General features: G+C 55.9%; 18 protein-coding genes. 11 read left to right on the plus strand and 7 right to left on the minus strand.

Annotated features, from left to right (window positions below):
• Positions 1-31: 31 nt before the first annotated feature.
• On the plus strand, positions 32-634 hold the full coding sequence (locus JQ600_RS18315) for a RadC family protein (RefSeq protein WP_212490039.1): 603 nt from the start codon (positions 32-34) through the stop codon (positions 632-634).
• 134 nt (positions 635-768) lie between these two features.
• Positions 769-2010: a site-specific integrase gene (locus tag JQ600_RS18320; protein ID WP_212490003.1), complete on the plus strand. Its 1242-nt coding sequence runs from the start codon at positions 769-771 to the stop codon at positions 2008-2010.
• Between the two features lie 163 nt (positions 2011-2173).
• Here the strand turns inward: JQ600_RS18320 and JQ600_RS18325 are convergent, their stop codons facing one another.
• Entirely contained in the window at positions 2174-2956 is a 783-nt protein-coding gene (locus tag JQ600_RS18325) for a dCTP deaminase domain-containing protein (protein ID WP_212490004.1), read from the minus strand.
• A 49-nt stretch (positions 2957-3005) separates the two neighbouring features.
• Here JQ600_RS18325 and JQ600_RS18330 point away from each other — a divergent pair, with 49 nt between their 5' ends.
• Together JQ600_RS18330 and JQ600_RS18335 are read left to right on the plus strand one after the other, a co-directional pair.
• The gene (locus JQ600_RS18330; RefSeq protein ID WP_212490005.1) at positions 3006-3497 is read left to right on the plus strand and encodes a deaminase; all 492 of its coding nucleotides are present in this window, start codon (positions 3006-3008) and stop codon (positions 3495-3497) included.
• Between the two features lie 177 nt (positions 3498-3674).
• Positions 3675-4574 (plus strand): hypothetical protein, encoded by a 900-nt coding sequence (locus JQ600_RS18335; protein ID WP_212490006.1) that lies wholly within the window; start codon positions 3675-3677, stop codon positions 4572-4574.
• Between the two features lie 49 nt (positions 4575-4623).
• Here the strand turns inward: JQ600_RS18335 and JQ600_RS18340 are convergent, their stop codons facing one another.
• Together JQ600_RS18340 and JQ600_RS18345 are read right to left on the minus strand one after the other, a co-directional pair.
• Entirely contained in the window at positions 4624-5925 is a 1302-nt protein-coding gene (locus tag JQ600_RS18340; RefSeq protein ID WP_212490007.1) for a DNA cytosine methyltransferase, read from the minus strand.
• A 12-nt stretch (positions 5926-5937) separates the two neighbouring features.
• Positions 5938-6360: a very short patch repair endonuclease gene (locus tag JQ600_RS18345; protein ID WP_212490008.1), complete on the minus strand. Its 423-nt coding sequence runs from the start codon at positions 6358-6360 to the stop codon at positions 5938-5940.
• Between the two features lie 164 nt (positions 6361-6524).
• On the opposite strand from JQ600_RS18345, the gene JQ600_RS18350 reads away from it, so the two are divergent.
• The 3 genes from JQ600_RS18350 to JQ600_RS18360 all read left to right on the plus strand — a co-directional run bounded on the left by JQ600_RS18350 (position 6525) and on the right by JQ600_RS18360 (position 9542).
• Positions 6525-7052 carry a hypothetical protein gene (locus JQ600_RS18350; protein ID WP_212490009.1) on the plus strand — a complete coding sequence of 176 codons (528 nt, stop codon included), beginning with the start codon at positions 6525-6527 and terminating at the stop codon, positions 7050-7052.
• 172 nt (positions 7053-7224) lie between these two features.
• On the plus strand, positions 7225-8583 hold the full coding sequence (locus JQ600_RS18355) for an ATP-binding protein (protein WP_212490010.1): 1359 nt from the start codon (positions 7225-7227) through the stop codon (positions 8581-8583).
• Complete coding sequence (locus JQ600_RS18360; RefSeq protein WP_212490011.1) at positions 8580-9542, plus strand: O-methyltransferase; 963 nt, start codon at positions 8580-8582, stop codon at positions 9540-9542. Before JQ600_RS18355 ends, JQ600_RS18360 begins: the two co-directional genes overlap by 4 nt.
• A 37-nt stretch (positions 9543-9579) precedes the next feature.
• On the opposite strand, the gene JQ600_RS18365 is transcribed toward JQ600_RS18360, so the two are convergent.
• The 4 genes from JQ600_RS18365 to JQ600_RS18380 form a co-directional block, all read right to left on the minus strand.
• On the minus strand, positions 9580-10539 hold the full coding sequence (locus JQ600_RS18365) for a replication-relaxation family protein (RefSeq protein ID WP_212490012.1): 960 nt from the start codon (positions 10537-10539) through the stop codon (positions 9580-9582).
• A gap of 61 nt (positions 10540-10600) precedes the next feature.
• Complete coding sequence (locus tag JQ600_RS18370) at positions 10601-12907, minus strand: type IV secretory system conjugative DNA transfer family protein (RefSeq protein WP_212490013.1); 2307 nt, start codon at positions 12905-12907, stop codon at positions 10601-10603.
• The gene (locus tag JQ600_RS18375) at positions 12904-13620 is read right to left on the minus strand and encodes a hypothetical protein (protein WP_212490014.1); all 717 of its coding nucleotides are present in this window, start codon (positions 13618-13620) and stop codon (positions 12904-12906) included. Before JQ600_RS18375 ends, JQ600_RS18370 begins: the two co-directional genes overlap by 4 nt.
• A gap of 10 nt (positions 13621-13630) precedes the next feature.
• Positions 13631-14011: a hypothetical protein gene (locus tag JQ600_RS18380; RefSeq protein WP_212490015.1), complete on the minus strand. Its 381-nt coding sequence runs from the start codon at positions 14009-14011 to the stop codon at positions 13631-13633.
• 207 nt (positions 14012-14218) lie between these two features.
• Here JQ600_RS18380 and JQ600_RS18385 point away from each other — a divergent pair, with 207 nt between their 5' ends.
• The 4 genes from JQ600_RS18385 to JQ600_RS18400 all read left to right on the plus strand — a co-directional run bounded on the left by JQ600_RS18385 (position 14219) and on the right by JQ600_RS18400 (position 16497).
• Entirely contained in the window at positions 14219-14452 is a 234-nt protein-coding gene (locus JQ600_RS18385) for a hypothetical protein (RefSeq protein WP_212490016.1), read from the plus strand.
• Between the two features lie 11 nt (positions 14453-14463).
• On the plus strand, positions 14464-14724 hold the full coding sequence (locus JQ600_RS18390) for a hypothetical protein (RefSeq protein ID WP_212490017.1): 261 nt from the start codon (positions 14464-14466) through the stop codon (positions 14722-14724).
• Positions 14725-16068: 1344 nt separating this feature from the next.
• The gene (locus tag JQ600_RS18395) at positions 16069-16278 is read left to right on the plus strand and encodes a helix-turn-helix domain-containing protein (protein ID WP_409410659.1); all 210 of its coding nucleotides are present in this window, start codon (positions 16069-16071) and stop codon (positions 16276-16278) included.
• A 60-nt stretch (positions 16279-16338) separates the two neighbouring features.
• Positions 16339-16497 carry a hypothetical protein gene (locus JQ600_RS18400; protein WP_212490018.1) on the plus strand — a complete coding sequence of 53 codons (159 nt, stop codon included), beginning with the start codon at positions 16339-16341 and terminating at the stop codon, positions 16495-16497.
• Positions 16498-16586 lie beyond the last annotated feature (89 nt).

The following is a 16586-nucleotide window of genomic DNA, read 5'->3' on the forward strand; positions in this document are numbered from 1 at the left end:
AAAGCTGGCCGGCACGGCATGCTTGACGCCGATGCCCGCCAAGCCGCGCGACCCAAATCCCGAACCCGACGAAACGCCGCATTACCACGGCCATCGCGAGCGGCTGCGCGAGCGCTTCTACAGCGCCGGGCCGGACGCGCTCAGCGATTATGAGCTGCTGGAGATGGCGCTATTCCCCGCCCTGCCCCGGCGCGACACCAAGCCGCTGGCCAAACTGCTCCTGAAGAAGTTCGGCTCCTTTGCCGAAGTCGTCCACGCGCCGGAAGCGCGGCTGCGCGAAGTCGATGGCATCGGCGATGCGTCCATCCACCAGATCAAGCTGCTCGCGGCGGCCGCGAGCCGGGTGGCAAAAGGCGAGATCAAGCGCAGCATCGCGCTGTCGTCCTGGAACGACGTGATCGGCTATTGCCGCAGCAGCATGGCATTCGCCGACAAGGAACAGTTTCGCCTGCTGTTCCTCGACAAACGCAACCAGCTGATTGCGGATGAGGTGCAGCAGACCGGCACCGTCGACCACACCCCGGTCTATCCGCGCGAGGTGATCAAGCGCGCGCTGGAATTATCCGCGACCGCGCTGATCCTGGTGCACAACCATCCTACTCACACGTTGATGTGCACGTTTGCTCACGCTTAATCACTTACAATCACTGCGTTTTTCTTGATCGCGTGTTCGTGCTTGAGGTACATTCGGTGAAGGCAGCGGGAACGTAACAGTCCCCACTTTCCGTCCCTCAAAGCGTCCCCACTTCGGACGCACGGGCTACCGGCATGGCAACCCTTACCGACCGATCGATCCAAATCGCGATCAAGCATGTGGCGAAGTCTCGCAAGCAACAATTGCTTGCCGATGGCGAAGGTCGCGGCACCGGAAGACTTGTTCTTATATTGAAGCCGATGCCGAGCCGAGTCACTGCGGAATGGATGGCACAGCAATGGCGTGACGGGCGCCGGGTAAAATCGAAGATCGGCTCGTATCCCGCCATGCCGCTCTCGGATGCCCGAGATATTTTCAAACGCGATTTTGCGAGCGTTATTATGCAAGGCCGCAGCATCAAGACCGCCACCGACGCGCGACCGGGCACTGTCGGCGATCTGTTTGATGCGTATGTGGAGCATCTCAAAAGCAACGAGCAGAGCTCATGGGTCGCGATCGAGAAGAGCCTGAAAAGTGTTGAGAAAATTCTCGGTCGAAACCGGCTTGCACGCGATATCACGGCCGATGATGTTCTCGGGGTACTGCGACCAATTTACGCGCGCGGTAAGCGAGCGATGGCGGATCATGTCCGCAGTTACATTCGATCGGCGTATTCATGGGCGATCAAATCGGAGCACGACTATCGCACGACCTCCCCTCGCCGCTTCAAAGTCGTTGCTAATCCCGCCGCCGGCATTCCGACCGAACCGAAGATAGTTGGCACGCGCTGGCTCGGCGAAGACGAATTTGTTCGCCTATACCGCTGGCTCGAATGTCCAGATACTCCTGTGCATCCTCCGTACACGCGCGCCGTTCGCGCGCTTATGCTGACTGGCCAGCGCGTTGAGGAGATTGCGCGCCTGCACATCGATCAATGGGATGCGGCAGAACGCATCATTGACTGGTCGAAAACGAAGAACGGAAAGCCGCATGCGATCCCGGTGCCGGAACTTGCGGCCGATCTCATCGCGAGTATCAGGCCGAACGAGTACGGCTGGTTCTTCCCTTCCGCAATGGACCCCACACGACCGGTGAGCGCGAACACGCTCTATTCGTTCATGTGGCGGCAGCGACAGCGTGATGTCATTCCATCTGTAACCAATCGCGATCTTCGGCGGACGTGGAAGACACTCGCCGGAAAGGCCGGCTTGCCGAAAGAAATTCGCGACCGCATCCAAAACCACGCCTTCCAGGACGTCAGCTCGAAGAGCTACGACCGCTGGAGTTACATGCCCGAGAAGCGCGCCGGCATGGAGAAGTGGAACGCGTTCGTCGAGTGTCTTCTCGCCAAGCCCGGCGTATCAATCGCCGCGTGACTGTCCGCGGCTCGCCACGATTGTGAGCGACCAGCCGCGACGAGAATCGACACGCCGCGGGCGGACGTGGCATGACGCGACTTGTCGCGACCAGAAGCTTGCATCGCCTCCGCATACACAAGGCGGTTCAGTCGCTTGCCTTCGACGCTCGGTTCGGATTTCGCTACTGATTTTTGGGAGCGGTCGGCGGCACGGCCTGGGAATTGGGTTGTGAGGGTGGAGGCGGAGCCACTTGTTCGTATTTGAGTAGTTTCGCCTGCATCGCATCCATTGCGGCACGCAAATCGTTTAGGTCGCGCGTGCTCACCTCGGTGCTGAGCCAATAAGGTCGGTACGAGCCAACGTTCACGACGAATTGCATCAGCGTGAACAGCACCGCTATGCTGGCCACCCATCCCAGCGCTTCTGTTCGGATGCGGGTCAGCACTTTACCTCCCGCGGCCTCGGCTATCTTTTCAGTGTCAAGGAACGTATTTGGAAAGCTGGAAGCAGCAGTCTTCTGAATATCCTTCAGATACGCGTCCAGCGCAGGGGACTTCCGCATTCTTTCGGCCGGCACTGGTTCGTGCTCGAACAGACTGACACGAAGAAAAGCATCGCCCTCAGCGATGGCATGATCGACCCTGCTGAAGTTAAGCAGGGTTGTAGCGATGGGGCCTTCCCACCCCGGATCGACGATGCCAACTGTGAGGGCCCAGATGCCCTTCTTGGTCAACGTGGTCTTGTACGTTGCGTGTCCGGTCACGCGATCAGAGAGGCTGAACACCTCAGAGGACACCACTTGAACCATGTGCCCCGGCTTAATGGTAAAAGGCCCGTCCACCTTCTTACCCTCATGGTCGAAGATAGAGCCGATCGTAAGATCAAAGCTGGAACCCTGAACTGCAGGCTGTCCGCTCTTGAAGAACTTCTTTGGATCCAACGAATTGCCCGCTATTAATGCCATGTTCGCCCCCGTTCGTTTATGGTGTGACTGGTACCGCACGGAATCCCTGATGGCAATTGCCAAACAAGACCGCCACTACCTTCAGATGTGTTTCGAAGTTCGTGAGAACAGTCACGACCCAGACCGAAAGGTCGGCGCGGTTATCACAGATAGCGTTGACGATGTTCTTGCCGTGGGTACCAATGCGCCGCCATCCTCACTAAACCTGACGCGTGCGGAGAGTTATGAGGCAGTGCGGCAGGATCGGACCTGGAAGTACTTTGTGCTAGAGCATGCGGAGCGGAACGCAATTTTTGCCGCGTATGGCCAAGGTAAAGTCATTGCAGGCGGGACAATGTACAGTACTCTCTTTCCATGCGCGGACTGTGCAAGAGCGATTGTAGCCGCCAGGCTTTCTCGGTTAGTCGTCCTTGGTCTTGAAAAAGATCCAGTAAGGGACGAGAAGTGGCTTGACCACTATCGCCACGCCGAACGGATATTGGCGATGGCTGGTGTTGTTGTGGATGTCGTCGACCCGGCAGGGATAATGGCGGGAGATTAGCCGCACGGTATTCCAGCCGCTGGTCTCGCCGCTTTTTATTGCGACCTGGTGAATGCGTCGGATACAGTCGGGCTCTCGGACTTCACCTCGCTCGCTGGACGACCTGTCACGGATTAAAGCAACAGGTGAGACTCGGAACCGCAAGTTTTGTTATTATGCCCCCGATTCGGGGGGCGGATGGCAACAAAGCCAAAGTCAGAGAAGATAAGAGTCATAGAGTATCTCTATGAGAAGTTGACGGCGGAGGGACGCACCGTCGCGATGCTTTCTGACGTTCAGCAAGCGATTGTGACATGCAACGCGCAGTTTGGGCTCAGTTTAAGCACGTCCAACCCAGCAAATTTTATGAAGGATTTAGTTCGAGGAAAGAATGCCTCGCGCAATTGGCCTGAGAGTCTAAAAGGAAAAAAGATTGGCGGAAGACAGCGTGTTGGCGGCGGCCGTGCCTTGGAGTTTGTCCCGTATGGACCCGACCAGACCGATGCATTTGAAAACAGTTTTACAAGAAGCGCCGACCTTGTGCCAGTGCCCCTGCAATCAATCAGCTTGCCGCTTACCGCAAAGCGATTGGGTCGTAAAGATGAGTCGTGGCTGGTTCAAGTCACCGTAGCACTGCGTGTTGTCGAGCAACACCTGGCCGTTCGGAAATCTGAAACATTGCCCGAAGTATTGGAGGTCACCCATCTGCAAACGGGTGTTAAGTTTGGCAAGAGCGAAGTAGACGCACTTTTTCTTGCAACGTGTGAAATTGGCGGAAAACGACTTAGCACACTCATTACATGCGAAGCTAAACAAGAGAGCGAAAGAATCGTTGGGCATCAAATTGTCGGGCAAGTCGTGGCCGCTAATCGCAGCGTAAAACTTGCAGGTATCGAGGTTGAGTTGATTCTCCCGATCGCGATTCAAGCCCTGACCGAACCGGCCGGCTGCATTTATGTGGCAGAATTCGAGCCGTGGCTTCCATCACAAGCTGAGCTGGATGAGGCTGCGTTGCCAGACCTGGTTCTCGCAGCAGAAGGTTTGTTCGAGCTTCGACCTTGTGTGCCAGGTATTGGATTTGATCCCCGCAAAAAATAAAATCGGGCTAATGCGGCGGTGGAGAGGAGCGACTTTCAGTTCAAGTCGTTCACTCCGCGGGAGACAGATGCGCCTGCAAGTCCAATTCGATTTGCGACTGACTCCGTTTCTTTGAACCGCTCTTTCTATCCCGTCGACTGTTGGGCTTATCGATTCCCCAAAACTCAGCGGCAGCCTTCGTATTCATTCGAAGAAGGTCGGTATCTCCCAAATCGACATCGGCTTTCGGTCGTTCGGGCTTCAATCCGAGCGCGGTCAATATTGAGCTTCCTATCGCTCGTGCGAGAGGCGGAGGGACCGCATTCCCGATTTGGCGCGCACCGTGCCACTTGGTTTCGTGCAATCGAAACCAATCAGGAAATCCATGTAAGCGGGCCATTTCTCGAACGGTTACACAGCGGTCATACTTGTAGTGAATCGGACGCGGCGAGGTAAACGCACCACGCGCACCGTCGGTACCGGCCCGAAGCGTGTTCGAGATGCCCTTAGACGGCAATTTAAAAAAACGTGAAATAGGCTCAACATCACCTTCGTTAGTCGCGCCAAAGCGTCGCTGAGAAATGGTCGAATGCTCCGTGCGCATGCTCGAAGTAAGAATTCGCGGATTCCATACTCTTCGATATCCATATCTCCAAGAGTCGTTAGCGAGACAACGCATCTCCCGTGCGTATGCGCCAGCCCTCTTGAACGCACCAGCAGGGAGAACGATTTCGTCGATCTCTCTTAGCTCTGCATAATCGTCGGCATTCGGAAGGTCGTCCAGCGCGTCTTTGCACGTGAATGAGGTTTTCGAGGGCAACGGATATTTGGGGAGCTTCAATCCTTTTTTAGCACCGAACAGGATCAACCGTTCGCGGCTCTGCGGAACCCCATAGTCAGCTGCGTTTAGCACCCGCCATGGTTGCCCGACCGAATAACCTTTTTCTTCGAACGACGCGATCAACTCCGTTAGAAACGCCTTGTGCTTTCCGACGGTGAGGCCCTTCACATTCTCAAAAACGAAATATCTCGCGCCGAGTTCGCAAACGATCCGCACGAAGTCATTCACCAGTGAATTTCGGGGATCTTCGAGTGCGCGATGCCCAATTAACGAAAAACCCTGACAGGGAGCGCCTCCAACAACTAGGTCGACCTTACGTTTCCCGAGTTTTGCGACGTCTCGAATTTCTTGACCTGAGAGCTTGGAAATATCCCGGCACAGAGTAGCGCAACTGGGGAAATTGAACTTATGCACTGCCGCGTGAATGGGATCGATCTCAACGGCGGCAACCACGTCGAAGCCCGCCTGTTCAAATCCAAGGCTCATCCCGCCAGCCCCGGAAAACAGGTCAACCGCTATCGGGCGTGTCATTCAGATCCCCTACTAAAGTCGACCGCGCTGCTTCCGGCCGAAGAACTTCTTTAGCCGACGACGCAGCAGTTGTGAATCCTTGGTTTCGCATTGCCAGATCGTCAGAACGCGCCATCCGTCGGCTTCCAGAGCCTTAGTTGCATCGGTATCTCTGGCTTGGTTGCGTCGAATCTTGGGAACCCAAAAGTCAAGCCTCGTCTTGGGCAGTCGCCCTTTTGAACAGTCGTGGCCATGCCAAAAGCAGCCATTCACAAATATGACAGCCCCGTGCCGTGCTAGGACCAGATCGGGCGACCCCGGCAGCCTTTTTTGATGAAGGCGGAATCGAAACCCAAGACCGTGGATCAGCTTACGGACGATCATCTCGGGCGCCGTATGCCGGCTCCCGACACTTCGCATGATCCGGCTGCGCTGTTCCGGCGTCCGTGTGTCCATTACCTACCTCATTGCCATGAGCAAAAAACGTCCAGCACCGGTCGCGTTTTCCACACGTTTATTTCAAGCTAACCACCTACGCCAGTCGTTCATCGGGCCGATGAAATGCTCGATTCCCCCTTGGGGATAACCAACGCATTCTCATTGCGAACCTCGCAAAAGGCATGATCGGCGAGCAGGCATCGAACTTGCTCGGATCTCTGTTGGTATCGCACCTGCAGCTGATCGCGATGGAGCGCGGATCGTTGCCGCCAGAGGATCGTGTCCCCTTTCATATCCACGTCGACGAATTCCAGACATTCAGCTCGGATACGTTTGCGACGCTGCTCAGCGAAAGCAGAAAGTTTAAACTCCGCTTCACTCTCGTGAACCAGTTTCTTGACCAAGTCGCGCCGATCGTGCGAGCGGCCGTGCTTGGTAACGTGGGCTCACTTGTTGTTTTTCGCGTTGGCAGCACTGACGCGAAAATACTCGCACCGGAGCTGCATCCCATGGAGGCGGGCGGACTGACCGATCAGATGCCGTTCACGGCGTGGGTGCGCCGGTCTAATGGCGGCCGGAATCGTATCGAAGTTGAGCCGAAGTTATTTCCCGCACGCAACTGCGCCGCAGCCATCCGGAGGCAAAGTCGGGAGCGGTTCGGTCGGCACCGGCAAATCGTCGAAAGTCGTTTGTATCGGAGCGCGGGTTGACTTCAGTTGCTTGCATTCGTATCGTTTCGCTATCTGCGGTTGGTATTTCATCGTGGTTACATCTGTGGCGAGGCGTAATCTCCCAATGCGCGCTTTTTGCTAAACTCATTTATCTTGTTCATCTAGATTTCTATGTTTCCGGCCGAGATGGCCTTTCAGCCGCGGAGTGACCATGTCGAGCAATACTGATGATGTAAATGCTCCGATTAGCGCAGAACCGACAAAGACATTTTTCGTTGAGATGCTCGTACGGGACATCCCTCTTGAAACTGCCATCCTTGATTTGGTCGATAACAGCGTTGATGGCGCAAAGCAGACTTTTGGAAACAAGCGATTCGAGGGCTGCTCCGTAGCAATTGAATTTTCGAAGCAGCGATTTCGTATGATCGATACTTGCGGTGGTTTCAATCGCCAAGTCGCGCGATTGTATGCTTTTCGGTTTGGTCGCCCAAAGGAGGCGCCCAAAACCGCTCATTCCATCGGTCAGTTCGGAGTCGGGATGAAGCGGGCGCTTTTCAAAATGGGGCACCACTTTTTGGTCCGCTCCGCAACAAAGGAAGAGGCCTGGGCCGTCGACGTTGACGTGGAGAAATGGGAAGGCCAGCCCGGCTGGCAATTCCCCTGGGCCAAGTTCGAGAACACTCAGCTATCGCAGAAAAAACCCGGTACAGAAATCATCGTCGAAAAACTTCGATCAGAAGTGGCTGCAAAATTTGGAACAGAAAAGTTCGTCAATGACATTATCGGCTTGATAAAGTCGAAGCACCGACAATTTATAGTCAACGGCCTTTCGATCTCAGTAAATGGGAGACATGTCGACGCCAGCGATCTCTTCTTGTTAGTCTCCCAGGATGGTTCTCTACAACCCGGTGTCGACGATCTGAAGTTTGATCGAGGTGGCCGTGCTGCGGTACTCGTACGAATTATAGTAGGAATTGGCACCTCGCTCCCACGGCAGGCGGGGTGGTACGTGATCTGCAATGGGCGCGTCATATTGGAAGCTGATCGGTCAGAGATAACAGGGTGGGGTTTGTTGGAGGAAAGTGCTGGACGAGTTTATGTGCCGTCCTTTCACAACCAGTTTGCGAGATTTCGCGGAATTGTCTCTTTTGATTCAGATGATTCTTCGCGCGTTCCTTGGAACACCACTAAGAATGGCGTTGATCAAGATAGTGCAATTTGGCAATCGACGTTCGTTCGCATGATGGAAATGATGCGGCCGGTTATCGATTTTCTCAATGAGCTCGATGCAGACATTGACGAACACACGCGCGACGAGAGCCCAATGCTAGATTACTTGAAGAAAGGAGACGCTGTGAGAGCCGATACTTTTGTCGAGAAGAAAGCATTTAAGGCACCCACGCGCGCGACCGCGGCAAAGCGCGGGCCTCGGACAGTCAAAGTCCAGTACGCCAAGCCCGTGCGCGAAGTTGAATTTTTAAAGGAAGCGCTCGAAGTTAATTCAGCTCGGGCTGTCGGCGAACGCACGTTCGAGTTAGTTCTCAAGAGACAGCAGCAGAGGAGTAAATGAGCTCAAGTTTCGATAAGATCAATTACTCGCTTCGACCGGCGAAGCACACCGAACGTCGAATGTTGTCTGAGGTGTTTCGTCGCTTATGGCCGTTTCAAATGGTGTCCGACTATGTTTATGTCGGCTTCGGTGCCGTGGCATTCAGTGATTTTGTTTTGTTCCATCGAACTCTTGGTATGCGCGAAATGATCTCGATCGAGCGCGAGACGGATGGGATTGCTCGCGTAAGAGAGAACGCACCTTTCAATATCAAGATTGACAATCGCAGTTCTGCAGAGGCGCTCCCTGATTTGCCGTGGGATAAGCACCACATACTCTGGCTTGACTACGATGATGCGCTCAGCCCCGATATGTTGGCCGATGCCAAGATCGTCGCATCCAGGGCGGTTTCGGGGTCCGTAGTCGCCGTATCGTTCAACTGCCATCGCGCCAGCGAGATTGCTGAGGCAAACGGCACGGACGAGCTAGACGCTGTTGATCTATTCAGAGATCGCTTCGGCCGGGAGCGGGTGCCAGAAGACGTTGGAGAGGACGATCTTTACGGTTGGCCGTTCGCATCCCTAGGAAGAAGACTGATCCTGACCGAAATCGAAGCTGCCCTTGCTCTACGAAACATCGAAGCAGAACCGGCGGATGTGGTTAGCTTTCATCGCATTTGCGAAATTGAGTATAAGGACGGCGCACGAATGACAACCTTGGTTGGTATTTTTGTTGCAGAGCGTGACGCTGACAAACTTTTCTCCTGCAAATTCGACTCCCTTGATTTTCTCGAAAAGGAGCAGAAGCCTATACGCATTTCCGTTCCTCTCTTGACGGTAAAGGAAATTCGATCTCTTGAAAGTCAGCTCCCGCTGAATGCCGGTATTCCATTAGAATGCGGCCAGGTGCCGCCGGGGGATGCGAAGCACTTCGTTGACCTCTATCGCTATCTTCCGAACTTTGCAGTCCTTGAGGCATGACCGCGATGACCGCGTAGCAAATGCGCCCGCGCTAGTCTTAATCAACCAAGCGAACATGATTGCGTTTTCCGCTGACCCACCGAGCGTTCAGCGGGTCGGATCCAGCGAGTGTCGCTTCGTCGATGAACAGGAAGAGGTTTGAACCACGGCCACTGGTTAATTCTTCTAGCGCCTCGATCATCTGAACGACGCGTTCACGCGTCGTCGTTTCGATGAGCACCCGAAAGTTCGGAATGCCCAGCTCATTGACGTGCTTTCGCTGCCGACTAGCTTCTAGGTAAATGTGCAGTTTCTTCGCAACGTATGTGCCGTACTGAGTTCGGAACCGCGTCACCGGCATTTCGCCGCGATCCTTTTCATACATGAAGTATGATTCCTCACCTGCTGCTGCGAATCGCAGGCCGAAAAACCCGTCCGGAATGACCGTGCATCTTCGCGACGATCCGTTGATCGGAATTCGCGCTTCCAGTCGGACACGCCGCACCGGCGTCGGTGCATCGGTGAATATCTCAGCTCGTTCCAGAATTCGTAGACCCTGTTGGCTACGGGTCGCGAGTTCGAGCTGGACGAAAAATCCGGAAATCCCTACCGAATGCTCGATGAAGCGCCACCCGGCGGCCTTGTGCTTGTCGATGCCGTCTAGCAACGGCCGCGTTACCTCGAAGCCGTGGCTCCGAAGGTACGACGCACCCTTTCGGGATAATCCGTAGATCAGGGGCCGCGAGCCTTTTTCTTTTCGCCTGCTCGTGACCTGCGACTCGGGTCGTTCGATGTAACCGTTCTCCCACAATCCGAGCAGTGCCCGTTCGACCTTCTGGCTGCTACCACCGTCGAGCGCTGCGAGCTGCGCAGTTGAACAGAGACGTAACCGCGAAAGGTGTTTGAGGTGTGCCACATTGCGATCAGTGATGCTGATTTCGCGCGGCTTCTCCGGACGCGTGAACAATTTGCCCCGCGATCGTTTCGCTTCCATGTCATTGATTGTACCGTTCGTCATACGATTCCGTTGTGCGCATGGTTAGCCCCGTACCGCCGGGCCGTTGCCAGTCAAGGGCGGCCTACGGCCGTCGCCTCCGGCGATCGGGACCCTTGACAGGCGACGGCTCCGGTGGAGACTTCTCACCATGCGCATCGACGGCCTTTTCTGCTTCTTTGCGCTTCCGTTTCGTCCGGAATTGCTGGGGCGCTTCTGGTTCGGCATCACGGAGCTGACCGGCGCGCTGCAGCAAGTTTGATTGCCGCGCAGCGAGCGTGGCGAGAGCTGTTTCGATCGGAACCGCAGAGGGACTGCGCTGCAGGAATGCGAGGCGAAGTGTGTCGAATTGCTCAGACGTCAGTTTGCAGTCAGGAACGTGTGCCACCTTGAGAACGGCCGTCTTGAGGCCGTCGCCATCGACAAGACTGATCGCCGCGTAGCCGGCGGCGAAGTCGCGCAACACTTCGCCCGCCATGTACCGCACATTGTCGAGACTGTGCACGGCCGTCGGCCGATCAGCGAGGATCGGCTCGAGCGCTTCGCTCCAACCTTTGGAGCCGCCGCGGCCGTGAGTGTGTGCGAGGCCCTCGGTAAGGGCTTTGGAAGTTGAGTGCGCGATACCGTGCGTTCGGGCGCCGGCGATTGTTCTTGCTGTTCCCCGTTGCACATTCCTGGTCCGGCTTTTCGATCGGTTGCTTCCCGATTGCCACCCGTCCGAGGTGGAAGACGTGTGTTGCCGATTCTCGCCGATACTCACCGATGCCACTACCGCCGGCTCAAGGTGAGCGCCGCCTACCAGAAATTGATTAGGCGATCCCCAGCTCATGCTAGAACGTGCAGCGGCGCTTTCGCCGATCGTGTTGCCGGACGCGGCGGCCGGTAACGACATGATGTCACCCGGCACTAGATTGATTGCAGTCGACGTGCCGTGCCCGTCGGCGGCCGCGCTTCCACCTGATCTGGATTCGGACGTGCCCCAATTGTCACCGTCAGCGGTGCCGGAGCTCTCGTTTATTGTGTCGCTAATAGAATCCGTTACAGACGCGGTTTCCGTCACACCTTCGGCGACCGTGCGTGCAGCCGACTTGGTTGTGGCGTTTTGCCACGAGTCGCTTTCTGACTTACGACGCACGAGTTGATGCCCCACCAGTGTCGGCTTGATGAGCACGCTCACCGGCATTTCGAGATTGTGGCGCACCACCATGTCGGCGAGCTCAGCCGCTTCCGCTGGATCTTTGATCCGTGCGACGACCTTGATGTTGGTGATGCTTTTTACGGCATTGAGCACGTCTTCGCCGGCAGCACGCAGCTGCGAAAGCGTTTGATGCGCAAGCACAACGCCCGTTCCGTACTTTCTCGCCTCGGCGAGCATTCGAGAGACGTCGCCGGAAAGGTAGAGCTGACATTCATCGAGGTACAGGAAGAATGGGCGATCCGGCCGGCGCCGCCGGACGGTGTGAAAAAAAATTGACCGCGTGAGGAGCCGGCCGAGCATTTCCACGGCCTTGTCCCCGGCGAGTGGGCCAGGCGAAAGATTCGCAAGTATAATATGTCCCTCATCCAAAGCAGCCCGAAAATCGATACCGTTCACATTCTGGCTGACGATCAGTTTTGCCGCTTGGCTTCGCGTAAGCTTGGAAAGTCGATTTCGCGGCCCCGTCACTTCCTGCCGGAAGTCTTGATGCCCGCGAGTTTCCGAGCCGATCGCGTGGAGCCATTCGAGCTCATCGCGTGCTTCCTCGTTCGCGAGGTTCCGGATCGCCCAGGCGCGTACGCCGCTTTGGTCGCTCGGATCGAACAACAGACTTGCTTCGGCAATGGTTAAATTCAATTCTATTAACGTCGTGAGGATCGTCGAGAGCACACGCTGCATCGTTGGCTTGGTGTTCATATCTTCTTCGCCCCACACCCGCTCCAGCGCCTGTTGCATCGCTTCGGCGATCACGGTCGGGTCGTATTCCGCCGAGGGCAGGGATAAGGGATTGAACCCGGTGACATGTGTTCCGACGTTGGGATCGATCAGGTGGATCGTGCGGCCATTTAGATAAGGACGCTGGGCGAGCCACGCGAGCATCGAGCGGTACAGGCTGTCTGGATGGTTTCCGTGCGGATCGATGATGCAGACACCGCGACCTTGTGCGATATCTTGGCAGGCGCAGTGTTGAATGAGCCGCGTCTTACCGCCCCCAGTGGTACCCACCACGTGCATATGCTCCAGTCTCGCTCTAACCGAGAGGCACACAGGACATCCGGCAGTATCCCGGCCAAGCACGATGGCGCCATGATCATTCGGTACAATTGCTCTCGGCCGCAGTGCGGGATGCGCCAGAAGAAGGCGCTCCCGCAATTCAGTGCGAAGGGCCAAGGCTCTCGCGCTGATCGTTTTCATTTGCGCACCTTTTGCTGACGGACCACCGCGCGCGCGATGGCAAGATCGATTGGAGTCGTGTCGACGCCATCAGCATTCATTTGTTCGCGAGCGGCGTGTAGATCGTCGAGGCTGGGTTCACCCCGTCCACTTTGACGACGGTGTTCGCCGAGCACGACGCGCTGCTCCTCCACCTGCATCTCCCATTCGTTGAGCTTATGCTCCCATTGGAGGACGTAAAGGCGAGGCCCGTACTCTCGCTGTGCATCAAGCTGCTGCTCGGCATCTAGCGCTGTTCGCCGCGCGTCGCTCCGCCGGGCCTGCTCATAAACCCGCTCGCGCTCGCGCTGAGATTCGGCGATCTCAATCTGATGCATAAGCGTACTTATTTCTTCACCGCGCTTTAGCTGCCGCATTTGTCGGTCTGCAGCCAAGACTATTGGCAATTCCGAGAACTGCTGCCGCATGCGCTGATTGTCGATCAGCGCAAGGCCGAGCGCTGTGTCGGCTTCGACGAAACCACGTTGAGCGACCGAACGGCTCTTGTATGAGTCGTACGTTCTGGCTTGGCTGTTGGCCACCCAGCGATTGACTACGCCACCAACAATGCCGTCAGGCACCTGTCGATGCTGGAGCGGCACCGGCGTCGAACTCGACGGCGAAGCAGTCACATTCGGCACCGGCCGTGACGGTGGAATAATCTGGATCTCGTTTCGGAGGTAATGCTTCGTCATGATTTCCTCCCTACCGCAGGCGGCTGCGCAGCTCGCGCAGCCGTTGTTCGTGCTCCGCGATGTCCGGGCGTTCGCGATACTCGCCATATGTGCGCGCGTGATCAATCTCACCGCGCATCATTGCTGTGTGCGCGTCCTGGTGTTGGGTGATCCCCCGCATGAGCTGCGCCTCTTGCTCATATCGGGCAGCAATGCACTCAGCGCAGTTGCATGGTCCTGTTGGACCGCGGCTATCGAAGAAGCCTGCAATCCAACAAAGTGTTGCGAAGGCGCCGACCACGAGGAATAACGGAGTGAGACACTGCAGGATCGAACCCGGAGGGTGCGGGAAGAAGGAAAGCAAAAATGACGCAATCGCCTCAAGGCCGAATATCGTTTGATACTTCGCCATGTCTCCCTCCTTTTGTTTGGCTTTCGCCATTCAGAGGTGCTGGTGAGTGGTCCGGCAAGCAAGGTTGCGGTCATTGCGATGCATTAGTGAATGATCACCAGCACATCCTTGCTCGCCTGCGGCTGAGCGGTATGATTCAAGCAGGCTCCGTCGTGTCGCCTAGCATCTCAATTCCGGGCTGCTAGGCACGCGTGACGGAGTTTCAGCATGCCGGATTTTGAGGCGGCCACACAGGCAGCGGTGCCCAGCACCGCCGCTGTTGCAATAGAGTTCTTTTCCATACAACTCGGGGCCGCCGCTGGCGGTGGCCTTTTTCTTGGTATCGGTGGCACCATCTGCGAGGACGAAGGCCTTTCGCAGATTGACCTCGGTAACCATCACGTCACTTCACTTGATGATGCATTCGCGGTGATCCGCGACACCATCAAATTTCCCCAGTGAAAGGAGTACACATGTCCAGACAGGGCCACGATCCGGCGTATCGAGCATACAGCGTCATCGAACGAGAAGGTCGAGATCCATTTTGGCAGCCGCTTGGTGCAGCCTTTGAAAACTCGGATGGTAGTTACAACGTCATACTGCAGGCGTTGCCTTTGCCTGGCCCCGACGGAGTTTGCAAAATCGTGCTGCGTCCTCCGAAGGAAGAGCAGTCGGACGATCGATCGCCGGATCGGGATCGATCGGCCAGTGGTTCGAGCCAGCGGCGCCGCTGATAGGGCTTATGCAACTGGCCGCCGACCAAACGGCGGCCTTTTTCTAGAGAAGAACATCCTAGACGGTAAGGATTTGCACGCATGAGATTTCTTGCTAAGTTGGGAATGAAGGTCCGGGGACGAGACCATCAACCTACTGACAGCGAGCAGACGGCGGCGGGGTCTGCAGCTATCGGAGCCCTGAACGACCGACTTCGATTGTTGGGACCATCCAATCGAAGGTCGGATCGGGCGATACCTCTCTAGGAGGATCGCATGACGTTACTAGAATAGTCGCTCCTAAAGCGGGAGCGAACCGCTGCGTGCGCAGCTCTCAGCTCCTTTCACCCCTTCATTTTTGAAGACCTCACGCGTCTAAGCGGCGCGGGGTCAGTGGAGCGTCCTCCAATGAAATCGATAAAAAAGAGCCACGGAAGGTGGCTCAGTTGGCGTCACGACGCTTCACGGCAGACTCTGGAAAGATGCCATGTCGCACCACCAACGCGCTCGAAAGGATATCAATACTACTAGTAATTGTCGATTAACTAAGCCGCTCAGCGATCCTGAGGCAGACTTTAAGCCAACTCCGTTTATTGATGCGTGGGACGCCTACGCTCGGGAGAAAGGAAACCCACGCCTACACATCGACCGCCGGCTCCTCGAGAAAATAGGTGCAATTTTTGTGCACCAGATCGATCAGGACTTTGTTGACCGCGCAGCAACGGAAATTTGGCCGTCCGCACCTGCGCAAACTCGCAACCGACTTTGTTATACGCCGATCAGCGCAGTCACCAAATTCTCGGCGAAGCGAGGTTGGTGCGCATATTGGCGTCTTCGGCGGCCGAAGCAACTTCGCAAGGACCCCCCTCCACTACCAAGTACTGCTGACCTTCGGAAATTCGTGAATGGCTGCCAGCCTCACCTCAAGCATATAGTAATCTTTCTGGTTCGCACCGGAGCCGATGTTTCAGAGACATTGTACTTGTACTGGGCCGATGTCGATATGATCCGAAGAACGGCGCGATTGAGGAGCGGGACAGGTCGGACTCGCGTGATCAGTCTGGACGAGATGGCCGTCACAAGGCTGCAGCAGACCCCGTCGGCGCTCAGGACCGGTAATGTTTTCCTGACTAACCATGGAAAGCCCTACAGTCCTAAGCGAAGTGGTGGGGGTCAACTTAAATCTGCTTTGGCTAGCGCTTGGAAGAACACCGGCGTCAAGATCACGCTCTCCACCCTCAAGCGCATTTGGCGTGCCCGTCGGCGCGGGGAACGGCTAGAGGGTGAGGTGGATACGGAGGAGCAAAAAAACATTGTTTCGGAGCCCATGAGCTCTCAACTAACGAAGCATCGGGAGTATTCCTGATGGCTGACAAATATCTCACGCCTGAAGAAGTATCGGAACGATATCGAGGCGAGATCAGTGTGGGCACGCTGCGCAACTGGCGCGTTGCTCGGATTGGTCCGACGTTTATCAAGATAGGAAAAGCGGTTCTCTATCCTGTTGAGGAGTTGGATGCTTGGGATCGGAAAAACCTAGTGCTCTGCAGCAGAGCACTAGCTGACGAAAATTGAAATCAACACCTAACAAGTCTTGACGACCACTCACACTGGAAATGTAACTAGGAGACGAATATGTTGAATTCTAAATTGCAGCGGATCAAAGAACTAATCCAAGAGAAGGAAAAGGTTGACTGCGAGCTTGCTCAACTCATCGGCGAAAGCGAGAAGCCAAAACGTGGTCGGCGAAAGAAAGAAGACGATCCTCCGGCCGCCACGCAGAACAGTGCATAAATCTGAGTGTCGAGCTTCGTTCAACTATGTTGGGGATCGCTCGTGATCAAGAAACCCGCTTTAGGACTATCCTTGACGCAACGTGATGA

Origin of the sequence: Bradyrhizobium sp. AUGA SZCCT0176, from assembly GCF_018130145.1 — a bacterium.
GTDB lineage: Bacteria > Pseudomonadota > Alphaproteobacteria > Rhizobiales > Xanthobacteraceae > Bradyrhizobium.